The 11505-nt window shown below is 72.1% G+C and carries 10 protein-coding genes; 6 read left to right on the plus strand and 4 right to left on the minus strand.

Going from position 1 to position 11505, the window contains the following annotated elements:
* Nucleotides 1-59: 59 nt before the first annotated feature.
* From IPJ95_19520 to IPJ95_19530, 3 genes are read right to left on the minus strand one after another with little or no spacing between them, the layout of a single operon-like run.
* Entirely contained in the window at nucleotides 60-992 is a 933-nt protein-coding gene (locus tag IPJ95_19520; GenBank protein ID MBK7925794.1) for a DMT family transporter, read from the minus strand.
* Nucleotides 989-3544 (minus strand): DEAD/DEAH box helicase, encoded by a 2556-nt coding sequence (locus IPJ95_19525; GenBank protein MBK7925795.1) that lies wholly within the window; start codon nucleotides 3542-3544, stop codon nucleotides 989-991. The genes IPJ95_19520 and IPJ95_19525 overlap by 4 nt, the downstream gene beginning before the upstream one ends.
* Before the next feature lie 48 nt (nucleotides 3545-3592).
* Nucleotides 3593-3853, minus strand: a complete 261-nt coding sequence (locus IPJ95_19530) for a hypothetical protein (GenBank protein ID MBK7925796.1) — start codon at nucleotides 3851-3853, stop codon at nucleotides 3593-3595.
* Between the two features lie 335 nt (nucleotides 3854-4188).
* On the opposite strand from IPJ95_19530, the gene IPJ95_19535 reads away from it, so the two are divergent.
* The 4 genes from IPJ95_19535 to IPJ95_19550 all read left to right on the plus strand — a co-directional run bounded on the left by IPJ95_19535 (nucleotide 4189) and on the right by IPJ95_19550 (nucleotide 8970).
* A complete protein-coding gene (locus IPJ95_19535) occupies nucleotides 4189-4686 on the plus strand; it encodes a DUF4402 domain-containing protein (GenBank protein ID MBK7925797.1) in 498 nt (165 codons plus the stop codon).
* 98 nt (nucleotides 4687-4784) lie between these two features.
* The gene (locus IPJ95_19540; protein ID MBK7925798.1) at nucleotides 4785-5243 is read left to right on the plus strand and encodes a DUF4402 domain-containing protein; all 459 of its coding nucleotides are present in this window, start codon (nucleotides 4785-4787) and stop codon (nucleotides 5241-5243) included.
* A complete protein-coding gene (locus IPJ95_19545) occupies nucleotides 5243-6079 on the plus strand; it encodes a hypothetical protein (protein MBK7925799.1) in 837 nt (278 codons plus the stop codon). Before IPJ95_19540 ends, IPJ95_19545 begins: the two co-directional genes overlap by 1 nt.
* Nucleotides 6079-8970, plus strand: a complete 2892-nt coding sequence (locus tag IPJ95_19550; protein ID MBK7925800.1) for a carboxypeptidase regulatory-like domain-containing protein — start codon at nucleotides 6079-6081, stop codon at nucleotides 8968-8970. The genes IPJ95_19545 and IPJ95_19550 overlap by 1 nt, the downstream gene beginning before the upstream one ends.
* Nucleotides 8971-9102: 132 nt before the next feature.
* Here IPJ95_19550 and IPJ95_19555 read toward each other — a convergent pair whose 3' ends face one another.
* Nucleotides 9103-9576 carry a hypothetical protein gene (locus IPJ95_19555; GenBank protein ID MBK7925801.1) on the minus strand — a complete coding sequence of 158 codons (474 nt, stop codon included), beginning with the start codon at nucleotides 9574-9576 and terminating at the stop codon, nucleotides 9103-9105.
* Nucleotides 9577-9904: 328 nt separating this feature from the next.
* Between IPJ95_19555 and fae the strand changes: the two genes are divergently transcribed.
* Both fae and IPJ95_19565 read left to right on the plus strand, forming a co-directional pair.
* On the plus strand, nucleotides 9905-10474 hold the full coding sequence (gene fae, locus IPJ95_19560; protein ID MBK7925802.1) for a formaldehyde-activating enzyme: 570 nt from the start codon (nucleotides 9905-9907) through the stop codon (nucleotides 10472-10474).
* A gap of 141 nt (nucleotides 10475-10615) precedes the next feature.
* Nucleotides 10616-11488 carry a saccharopine dehydrogenase NADP-binding domain-containing protein gene (locus IPJ95_19565; GenBank protein ID MBK7925803.1) on the plus strand — a complete coding sequence of 291 codons (873 nt, stop codon included), beginning with the start codon at nucleotides 10616-10618 and terminating at the stop codon, nucleotides 11486-11488.
* Nucleotides 11489-11505 lie beyond the last annotated feature (17 nt).

Genomic DNA, 11505 nt, shown 5'->3' on the forward strand with positions numbered 1-11505 from the left:
GTCTGCTTCCATCCCGGTGACGACTGGCGGGGGGCTCGCATGGACACCCACCCCCGGCCCTACTCCGGGATGCCGGCCCCCACCCCTGGGCCGGCGCCCTCCATCCGCTCGGCGTGAATCACCAGCCCGAGCCCGGCGAAGATCAGGAGCCCCGCCGCCAGGGTCCGGCCCGAGAGACCCTCGTCGGGGAGGACCAAGGGAGCCACCAACGCCGCCAGCAGCGGCTGAAGGTAGATGAAGGAGGCCACGGTCTGGGGTGATACGCGCCGCAGCGCCCAGAGGTTGAGCAGGTAGGCCAGGATGGTCGGAAAGAGGACGATGAACCCCACCAGCGCCCATGCCCCCGGGGTCACCGCCGCCACCGCGCCGCCGCGCAGCGAGGGCGCCGCGATCGGCAGGGTCCCCACCATCGCGAACGCCATGATGTAGGTGGAGGCCGTCAGCGCGTCGAGCTGGCGGAGCAAGGGCTTGGACAGCAGGAAGTAGCCGGCGTAGCAGAGCATGGCGAGGAGGATCAGCAGGTTGCCCAGCGCCACGCCGGGCGCGAACGAGAGCCGGTCCGGCCCCACCAGGTAGATGGCGCCGAGCCCCGCCACCCCGATGCCCCACAGCTTGCCCGCGGAGGGGCGCTCCTGCCCCAGGAGCAGCGCGCCCAGCACGGTGAAGACGGGGGCGGTGGTCGTGAGGATGGTGGCGTTCACCGCGGTCGTGTGGCTCAGCCCGAAGACAAAGAGCGACTGGTTGCCGGTGACGCCGAGCAGGCCGCAGAGCGCCACGTGGGCCAGGGTGCGGCGGTCGCGGATCCAGGGGCCGCCGCGGGCCAGGTTGAGCAGCCCGAGCGCGAGGGCGGCTCCCACCACCCGGCAGCCCACCAGCAGCCCGGCCGGGACGGTGGCCAGCACCAGCCGGCCCACGATGGCGTTGCTGGCGAAGAGCACCTGCACCACGATGAGCGCCAGGTACGGCCCCCGGCTGCCGGCGACGGGCTTCACCGGCGCCGGTGCCGGGGCGGCTTGAAGCGGGCCCGCTTCTCCTGCTGGTCGGCCTGGCGCAGCAGCGCCTTGAGCTGGTCCAGGGTGTCGGCGTGGAGCGCGGGGCGGTTGCCGCGCACCACTGCGAAGGCGAGCGGCCGGTCCACCGCCGGCAGGTCATCCGGCTGGAGCCGGCGGGCTTGCCCCTCACGCAGTTCCAGGCGGACGGCCGGTCCGGCGGCCGTCACCTCGTAGCGCAGCGGCACCTGGTCGCCGAACACCCGGGCGCTGCCCGGCAGCTCCAGCAGCCGCGCCCGCGTGCCCTCGTCCACGGCGCCGACGTCGAGCTCCACCGGCGTGCCGAGGAAGCCGCGCCATCCGGTCACGCCGGAGAGCCGCTCGCGCAGCCGGGCGCGGATGGTCTCCGGGGCGGCGGCCGTGAGGGTACCGCCGGAGCGGCGCCATAGCTCGCCCAGTTCCTGCGCCGCGCGCCGGATCCGGCCCTGGCTCGGGTGCACCGTCTCGCCGGCGAGGAGCATTCCGGCCAGCGCGTCCGCCAGTGGCTCGCGGAACTCGGGCGGCACCGGATCCTCCAGCGGTTCCACCAGCGCGTCGAGCTCGAAGCCGAAATACTCCAGCCGCTGCCGGACCACGAGCCCCTGGTGCTTGCGCGGCCCGCCCACCTCGATCTCCGCGCGGCTGCGCCGCGCACAGCGCCGGATCAGGTCGTAGCCCAGCGTGGTCCCCTCGATGGCGGCGCGCGGCACGCCGAACCGGTCGGCGAAGAACCGCAGGCCACCCGCCACGGCCCCCCATGTGCCCGCCACCGAGTTGCGCGAGACCCGCGCCTCCTGGCCGTCGGCGGTGTGCTCGTCGATCACCAGGTCGAACGGCATGATCCGGGCGACCAGCTCGAGCCAGAGGTCCCGCAGCTCCCGGCCGGCGTAGGGCAGCTTCCCCGGCAGCGGCAGCTCGAGCGCGCGGTACACCGACGCCGCCCCGAGGGCGATGTCCTCGATCGCCTTGACCAGCACCCCGCGCGCCTCGGCCCACTCCGCCAGCCCCGCCTCGTCGAAGAGGTGCCGCGGCAGGCCGTGCACCTCACCCAGGTGGGCGTGCCGGTTCACCGCTTCCGCAAAGAGGTTGTAGGCGGTGAGGTGGTCGCTGCCGTTCACCCGGGCGCCTTCGAGGTCGCGCTCCTCGCGGGTCATCCGGTGCAGCGAGTCGATGTTGGCGCAGACCGCCACCACCGGCACCAGCGGCCCGCTGGCATGCACCAGCAGCTCGCCCCAGTGCCGCTCCACCGGCATCGCCTCCACCTCGCGACCGTAGCGGGTGAGCCGCCCCTGCTCGATCAGCCCACGGTCGGTGAGCAGCGCCACCGCCTTGCGGTAGGCGGTCCGGTCGATCGGCACCGGAAGGTCGAGCTCGCTCGCGTCGACCCCGAGCGCCGCGCAGGTCACCGCCACCCGCTCGGCGTCGCCGGCGAGCTGGAACTCGGGGGGCGTGGGCCGGAGCTTTTCGAACACCAGCTCCCGGTCGGAGAGGATGAACACCTCGCCGTCGGGCACCCGGCCGTGCACCCGCCCCGCCATCTGCAGGATCTCGTTGGCGCCGAGATAGAGCCGGTGCAGCACATTGCGGCCGCGGTCCACCACGTTGGCGTAGCGGGCGTCGTAGATCACCACCGTGTCGAGCCCGCGGATATTCAGCGCCGACTGTCCCGCGGCGGTCATGGCCAGCAGGAAGGGTCGGTGCGCCTCCCCCTCGAGGAAGGGGCGGATCACCCGGATCGGCTCGCCCCCGTGGTAGAACGCGGCGTGCAGCCTGGGCCACCGCTCGCCGAGGCCGCGGGCCAGCTGCTCCACCTCGGCGCGGGTAGGGACAAAGACCGCCACCCCGCGCTTCTCGCGGATCAGGTGCCGCACGAACTTGTCATCGAGGAACTCGTCGGCGCGCTGCGGCAGCACCTTCACCCGCGCCTTGAGCGCCGGGTCGAACGCGGTGGTTTCGAGCACTTCGGCCGATTCGAGGTAGCGGGCGTAGAACGACGGGTCCACGGTGGCCGAGAGCCAGATGAACCGGCAGCCGGCGCGCTTGCCCAGGGCCAGGCAGAGCTCCAGCTCGGCCGAGGTCTGGTGGATCTCATCCACGATCAGGGTGTCGTGCCGGGTGATGAGGTTGTCCTCGAACCAGCGCCGCGCGATGCCGGTGGTGACGATCACCACGTTCCAGCCCGGCGTCTCCGGCGTGGCCTCCCGCTCCCGGTTCACCACCCCCACCCGCAGCGGCGCCTGCAGGATTGACTCGGCGATGGGCCGGATGCCGAGCGTCTTGCCGGTCCCGGTGCCGGCCACGATCCCGAAGCCCTTCCCCGAGGCGGCCAGGGCGCGCAGCTCGGCGCCGTGCTGCCGCTCGAGGAGCGTCTCCACCCCGGTCAGTCCGAGGGCCAGCTCGATGGTCTCGCAGGCGGCGCGGGTGGGGGCGATGACGAGGATCCGCCCGTGGGGATGGGCGGCGTGTCGCCAGGCGTCCAGGTCGGGGGGGAGCAGGTGATCGCGTGAGGGGGGCACGCCCGTAATGTAAGGGCGTGCCGGAGTGCGGGGGCTGTGCGGACGGCCCTAGTTGTGGAGGAAGCCGACCGTCACCCGCCGACGGGGCCGGGCCGACGCATCGGCCGGGATCGAGTCCACCCGGATGCTGGCCAGGGTGGTCTGTTCCGGGCGGCGGTTGTGGGTGAGGCCCGCTCGGACCGCGGCCAGCGCCAGGCGGCTCGGGGACAGGTCGAGGACCCGCGCCGCGACCGGCAGGCGCGCGGTTGCCTGCGCCGCGAGACGCAAGGGTGCCCCGGTCAGGGCGACGAACGCGAGGAGCGCGGCCACGGCGTGGGCCACCCTGCATGGGCCGCAGGGGCGAGCGGCGGCCGACCCGAGGTGACGGATGTCACCGTCCGGGCCACTCCTACGATGGTAAAACCGTTGGGGCGTCGGCACTTGCGCCCTCGGATGTGGCCTGGGAGAGGTGACCAGAAGGCCACTCAAGGTGTACAAGAGATAGACACCTTGAAGTCGCCATTCTGTAAGGACTTACCGCATGTAGACACCGACGTCTAAACACGCGGCACACAGGTTGCCCTTCCCCTGGCTCCGGGAGCAGCCACTCCCAGGAACCTGCAGTCCGACTCGACCACACCGTTACCTACAGAGGGGGAAGGGCAATGCGCACGTTCACCCGAGTATCGGCCGCCCTGGCCGCGATCTTGAGCCTGAGCGCCGCCGGCGCCAGCGCCCAGAGCGCCAACATCAACGCGACGGCCACCGTCTACCAGGCGCTGACCGTCACCGGCGCCCGCGCCCTCGACTTCGGGAGCGTCTTCCCGGGCGTGGCGAAGTCCATCGTGGTCAGCGACGCGACCAGCGGCCGCTTCGACCTGACCGGCCAGGCGTCGGCCAACGTCAACGTCAGCTTCACGCTGCCGACCAACCTGACCAGCGGCGCCAACAACCTGCCGATCGGCACCTGGACCGGCTGCACCAACCCCACCAACAGCACCGCGGGCTGCACCAGCTTCACGCCCTCGGCCTCGGCCACGCCGACCGCCATGAGCGGCGCGGGCGCCCTGTTCGTGTGGGTGGGTGGCACCGTGTCCCCGGCGGCGAACCAGGCGGCGGGCGCGTACACGGGCGTCGTCACCCTGACTGCCGCGTACTTCTAGGCTCTCGACGAGGGCGCTCCGGGCAACTCACGGGTGACCTGGACACGGCTATCTTGCGCGTGTCCTTCACCCGTGGGGCCTGCCCCCGGACTCCCTGCATGCGCCGATGTCTCTCCCTGCTCCTGTTCGCGCTGATCGCGGCGTTGCCGCTCCGAGCGCAGTCCCAGGTCACCGGCCTCCGGAACCTGGCCTTCGGGCCGGTCATCCGCGGCGTGCCGGCCAGCGTGGCGCCCGGCGATCCGGTGCGCAGCGGCCGGTTCTACGTCCGGCACCGGCTCAACCGGCAGGTGCGGATCCAGTTCACCCTGCCCACGCGGCTCACGCGGGTGGGCGGCGGCGGCAACCTGCCCATCACCTTCGGCACCACGGACGGCATCGCCCAGGGCACGGCCCCGAGCAGTGTGCCGGTGGTGTTCAACCCGAACGCGGCGCAGACCTTCACGCTGGTGACCAGCGCCGACTTCCACGTGAACCTCGGCGGGCGGGTGACGCCGGCCGCGGCCCAGGCGACCGGCAACTACACCGGCACGGTCACCCTCACCGTCACCTTCTTCTGATGGTGCTCCGCGGCATCGGCCTGGTGCTGCTCGCACTGCTGGCCCGGGCGGCGGACGCCGCCGCCCAGGGGGTGCTGGTGGCCCCGCACGCGGTCTACCTCGATCACCGCACCCGCAGCGCGGCGATCACCCTCTACAATCCTGGCGCCGAGCCGGCCGAGGTCACCATCTCCTCGGTGTACGGCTACCCGGTGACCGACTCGCTCGGGCACTTCACGCTCTTCCTCCCCGATTCGGTGGAGCCCGGCATGCCCGCGGCCACCGGCTGGGTCGAGGCGTTCCCCCGCCGCATGACCATCGCGCCGCTGGAGCGGCAGACGGTGCGGCTGCTCGCGCGCCCCCCGCAGGGGCTCGCCGACGGGGAATACTGGTCCCGCGTGGTCATCTCCGCCCAGGGGGGGACGGTCCCGGTGAGCGGTGCCGCCGACTCGAGCGGGATCACCATCGGCCTCACGCTCGAGATCCGGACCATCATCCCGCTGCTCTACCGCAAGGGCCAGCTGAACACCGCCCTCGCCGTCCAGTCGCTCACCGCCACGCGCGCCGGCGACTCGCTGCAGGTGCGGGCCCATCTCTCGCGCCAGGGGAGCGGCGCCTGGATCGGGACCGCGCGCGGCGCGCTCCGGGCGCCCGGCGGCAAGGTGGCCGCGAGCTTTGACCTGCCGCTCGCCATCTACTACGACGCCGATCCGGTGCTCAGCCTGCCGGTGGCCGGGCTCCCCACGGGCACGTACCAGCTGGTGCTCGAGTTCCTGACCGAGCGGGCCGACCTGATGCCCGAGCAGATCCTCCGCGCCCCCGTGGTGCGCGACTCGCTCACCGTCCAGCTCCCCTGATGACCCCGCGCCGCCTGCTCCCGCTGCTGCTGCTCCTGCTGCTGCTGCTCGCGGCGGCGGCCGGTGACAGCCAGGGGCGGCGGTCCGCCGCGCCCGCGGAGCCGACGGCCGCCGCGTCAACGGCCCCGCGCCTCACCGCGCCGCTCGCGATCCGGCCCCTGCGCCGCGCGGCCGGTACGCGCCGCGCGGTGCAGCTTCGGCCGGCGGTCTTCGCGGCCGACACCGACGGGCCGGTGCCCTCCACCCCGGCCGCCCCGGTGCCCCTCGTGGCCGGCACGGACGTGACCCTGGTGCGCCCGGTGGCGCTGCCGCATGACACGGTCGACACGGTGCCCCCGGCCCGGCGCAGCGCGGGGCGGCCGCTCTCGACGGCGCTCGACGCGCACCTCACGCCGGCCGCCCCCCGCGCCACGCGCCGCGGCGACCCCGACCCGATCATCCTCGAGCTGCTGCTGGGCCGGATCGCGAGCCGCACGGTGGAGGGGTATCGCATCGGCCAGCGGGCCCTGATCCCGCTCTCCGCCTTCCTCGAGATGGCCGAGCTGCGCGGCACCCGCCGTCCGGACGGGAGCCTGGAGGCGGTGGTCCAGCCGGGGAATGTGCCACTGGTCCTCGATCCGGCAAGCCGCACCCTGCACGTGGGGAAGACGCGCCGGGTGCTGGCCGCGGACGAGCTGGTGGTCGGCGCGCAGGACCTCTTCGTGAGCACCGACGTGCTGGCGGGCGCCTTCGGGCTGGAGTTTGACGTGAGCTGGCCCGACCTGCAGGTGGTGGTCGTGGAGCCCAGCGCGCTGCCGGTGGCCCGGCGGCTGCGGCGGGAGACGATGATGCGGGCACGGTTGTCGCACGCCAGCGAGGCGGCCTACACCGGGCTCCGCCTTGGCGTGCCGCGCGCGGGCGTGGACGGCCTGGTGCTCGACTACTCGGTGCTCACCCCGACCAACAGCCTCGACGGCACCTCCTACGCCACCAACCTCGGCCTGGACGTGCTCGGCGGATCGCTGGCGCTCGGGCTGCAGAGCCAGGGGAGCGCCTCGCGGAGCCCGCGGATGGATGCCTCGTGGACCGGCATCTGGCGCGAGAATCCGTGGCTGTCCCAGCTCCGGCTGGGCGACGGCTTCGCCACCGGGCCGCGGGGCCGCAACCTGCGCGGCTTCTCGATGGGCAACAGTCCCTACGTCCGCCCGGCCACGCTGGGCAGCCTGCCCTTCTCCGGGATGCTCGGCCAGGGCTGGACCGTCGAGGCCTATCGCGGCGGGCGGCTCATCGGCTTCGACTCGGTCAACGCGCTGGGCCAGTTCTCCTTCGACGTGCCGATCCAGTACGGCGAGAACCCGGTCGACTTCGTGGCCTACGGCCCCTTCGGCGAGGTGCGCGAGTTCAACCAGACCTATCGCGCCCTGACCGACGGGCTCCCCGCGCGCCGCCTGGAGTACGGGATCTCCGCGGGCCAGTGCCGCACCCGGCTCTGCACCGCCAGCGGCAACGTGGACGTGCGCTATGGCCTCACCACCCGATGGACGCTGCGGGCCGGCGTGGACCAGTTCTGGCGTGACAGCGCCGGCGGCCTCACCCACGGCTACGTGGGCGCGCTGGGCGCGCTCACCAACGCCATCCTGGTGGAGGGCGAGGCGGTGCAGGACGCGGTGGTCCGGGGCGCGGTGCGTTTCGAGCCGTCGGTCAACCTGCAGGTCGGGGTGGAGGCCAACCGGTTTGCGCAGGGGGTTAAGGCGCCGATCCTCACCCCAGCGGGGCGCCGGAACCAGGTGACCGTCAACGCCTTCTTCCGTCCCTGGGGCGCCCGCGGCAGCACCTACTTCGACGCCAGCCTCGACCGGATCCACGCCGATGGCGGGGACCTCACCAGCGCCCGGCTCGGCGGCTCGGTCCAGGTAGCCGGCGTCCGCGTGGTGCCGGCGGTGCGGCTGCAGCAGCAGCACGGCGCCGGACCCGTCCAGCACCAGACCTTTCTCGGGGTGAATGCCTTCATCCTCCCGCAGCCGAGCCTCGGGCCAGCGCTTGGGGGCGTCACCGCGCGCGCCTCCCTGGAGTACGAGAAGGGAGTCGGCGCCGCCGCCGCCTCAGCCTACCTGAGCCGGACCCTGACGCGGGGCCTGAGGGCGGAGGTCGGCACCAGCTGGTACCGCGGACTCCGGGGCCCGGAGTTCTCGCTGCTCTTTGCCGCGGAGCTCCCCTCGGTCCGCTCCTACACCACCATGACGGCCGGCGGTGGCCAGGAGGCGCGCGGGATCCAGTACGTCACCGGCTCCGCCATCTACAATCCTGCCCGCGGCGGCGTGGACTTCTCCGGCAGCCCTGGGCTGGCCCGCGGCGGCGTCACCGGCCGGGTGTTCCTGGACCTCAATGGCAACGGTCGCTTCGATCGCGGCGAGGAGCCGCTCGAGGGCGTCCGGGTGGTCGTGGGGCCGGTCTTTGCCATGTCCGATGCCGACGGCACCTACCGGGTGTGGGACCTCCTGCCCTACGAACCGACCGCCGTGACCGTGGACTCGCTGAGCCTCGGCTCACCGCTGTGGGTCCCCGCGTTCGCGATGGCCAGCATCGAGCCGTCGCCCAACCGGTACCGGACGCTGGACGTGCCGGTGCTGCCCGGCGGGGTCCTCGAGGGCCGGGTGACCACGGCGAGCGGATTGCCGGCCGCGGGGGCCACCCTGGTGCTCACCCACCCGCAGAGCGGCGAGCAGCGGCTGGTGCGGACCTTCAACGACGGGACGTACTACCTCCTGGGCGTCCGGCCCGGGGAGTGGCAGCTGTCGGTCGACGCCAAGTGCCTGGAGATCTACCGCGCCACCGCCCCCGTGCTGCGCTTCACCGTGGCCGGGAACCGCGACGGTGCCACGCTGAGCGGGCTCGACATCCAGCTCCGATAAAAAACCACCCCCGCCGGTTGGCGGGGGTGGCGGCCAGGGCGGGGAGCCCTGACCTGCTGGGTGAGCCGGGGGTACAGCAAGAGAGGCCGTAAGGAAGGATCGGCTCACCCCATCTGCGGGGAACGCCCGGAACTAGCGGCGCTCCCGATCATCATCGTCATACCGTTCCCTGATGCGCCGCCGCTGGCCAGCGTCGCGCGTCCGGTCGCGAAAGTCATTGCGCGCGTCGTCGCGGTAGTAGCGGCCTGCGTGTTCGTAGACCTCCACCTCCCGCAGGCCGGCGCAACGCTCATCGTAGCGGTCGTAGTAGCGGTCGCGATCGCCGTCGTACCAGACCCGGACCGTGCGATACCCGCGCCGGTGATACCAATCACGTCCATAGCTCCGGCGATAGACCACGACCGTGCGCGCCGCGTGGGAGGGGTGGTAGACCGGGCGGATCTCAATGTGGGCGCGGGGCCGGACGTATCCCGGGCGGCCGATCACGACCTGCCCGCTGACCGGCCCCTGCTGAATACCGATCTCGGCGACGATGTGTTGGGCCTGGGCCGCGGCCGGCATGGTGAGGAGGGCGGCGGCGACGAGCAACGGACGGGGTGTCAGCATCTGGCGCTCCGACGGTGAGGATGCCCGGTCCAGAAGCCAGTGTCGTGCCACATGGCGAGTTGCTTGCGCCGCAAGGGGTTACGCCGTTGTGGCCCGGCAAGACCGTCCGGGATCGTGGACACTCGGCACCCCGAGTGTCCACGGGCGCGGTCAGTCCGGAGGGAGGTCGTGCACTTCGCATAAACATGCGCGGCGGTCCGGCGCGCCACCTTGACAGTGCTCCGACCCACCGGCATTTTGTGGCCTCCTCGCGGGACTCGACTGGACCGCGCGGACCACCCCAGGACTGGGCGGCGTCCGGTCTACCCTCAGGCCCATGGATCCCCCTATGTCGATGTGGCGCGAGATCCTCACTTTCTTTTCTTCCCCGCAAGCGGAGGCAGGTATGGCAGCGGATTTCTTCCTTGGCGAGTCGCTGGTTGGTGAGGGCAACGAGATTGCCCACATCGACCTGGTCATCGGCAGCAAGAGCGGCCATGCCGGCGCGGCGTTCGTGAACGCGCTTGCCAACAACAAGGATGGGTTCACCACCCTCCTCGCCGTCGTGACCCCGAACCTCCCCTGCAAGCCCGACACCATCATGTTCAACAAGGTGACGATCAAGGGCGCGAAGCAGGCGGTGCAGATGTTCGGCCCGGCGCAGGCCGCCGTGGCCCGCGCGGTCGTGGACAGCGTGGCGTCGGGCGTCATCCCGAAGGACAAGGCGAACGACTGGTGCATCCTGGTCGGCGTGTTCATTCACTGGCAGGCCGCCGACGATAAGAAGATCTACCAGTTCAACTACGAGGCCACCAAGCAGTCCATCGAGCGGGCGCTCAAGGGCCTGCCGACCGTGGACTCGGTCCTCGCCGGCGCCAAGACCGCCCGGCATCCGTTCTCGGGCGTCGACAACGCCTGAGCCGGGTTTCCCGGCTGGTCCAGAGAGGGGCGGGGATCCCCCCCGCCCCTCTTGCCGTTCACACGGGTGGCGTGCCACGACGGCCGCCACCGCACCGGGGACCCTCGGGTCCCGCCTCGCCCCGATCCGGATGACCGCGTAATGCGCAACCTCCTGCTCCAGCTCGACAGCTCCCGGCACGCCAGCGTGTTCGACCAGGTCGTCGCCTATGATGGCGGCGCGGACGAGATCATGAGCTACGGGGGCGTGACCCCCGAGGACGTCCGCGACCTGATCCACGGTTGCATGTTCACCCGTGGCGCCAAGGACCTGCGGCACACCGCCGTCTGGATCGGCGGCAACAACATGTCGCAGGGTGAGCAGCTGCTCGCCATGGCGGTCGACGCGATGTTCCCGCCGCTCACGGTCTCCGTGATGCTCGACTCCAACGGCTCCAACACCACGGCAGTGGCCGCGGTCGTCAAGATCGAGCAGGCGGTGGGCGACCTGAAGGGCAAGAAGGTGGTGGTGCTGGCCGGCACCGGCCCGGTGGGCCAGCGCGCCGCGGGCCTGCTGGCTCGCGATGGCGCGCACGTGACCATCACCTCGCGGAAGCCCGAGCAGGGCGAGAAGGCGCGCCAGTTCATCAGCGCCCGCTTCAACGTGCAGGTGGAGTCCACCACGCTGTCCGACCCGGGCCAGCTCACCAAGGTGCTCGACGGCGCCGAGGTGCTGCTCAATTCCGGCCCGGCCGGGGTGCAGATGGTGGCCAAGTCGGCGTGGACGGCGATCAAGTCGCTGAAGGTGGCGGTGGACCTCAATGCGGTGCCGCCGCTGGGGATCGAAGGGGTCGGCGTGGACGACGCCGGCGAGCGGCGCGAGGGCGTGGTGGCGTACGGCGCGTTCGGCGTCGGCAACTTCAAGACCAAGCTGCACAAGCGCTGCATCGCCCGGCTGTTCGAGCGCAACGACCTGGTACTCGACGCCGAGACCATCGCCGACATCGCCCGGGAGATGCACCAGACCGGCGGCTGAGCCTGCACCCGGCACCG

The sequence above is a fragment of the Gemmatimonadota bacterium genome (assembly GCA_016713785.1).
In the GTDB taxonomy this organism is placed as follows: Bacteria; Gemmatimonadota; Gemmatimonadetes; order Gemmatimonadales; family GWC2-71-9; genus JADJOM01.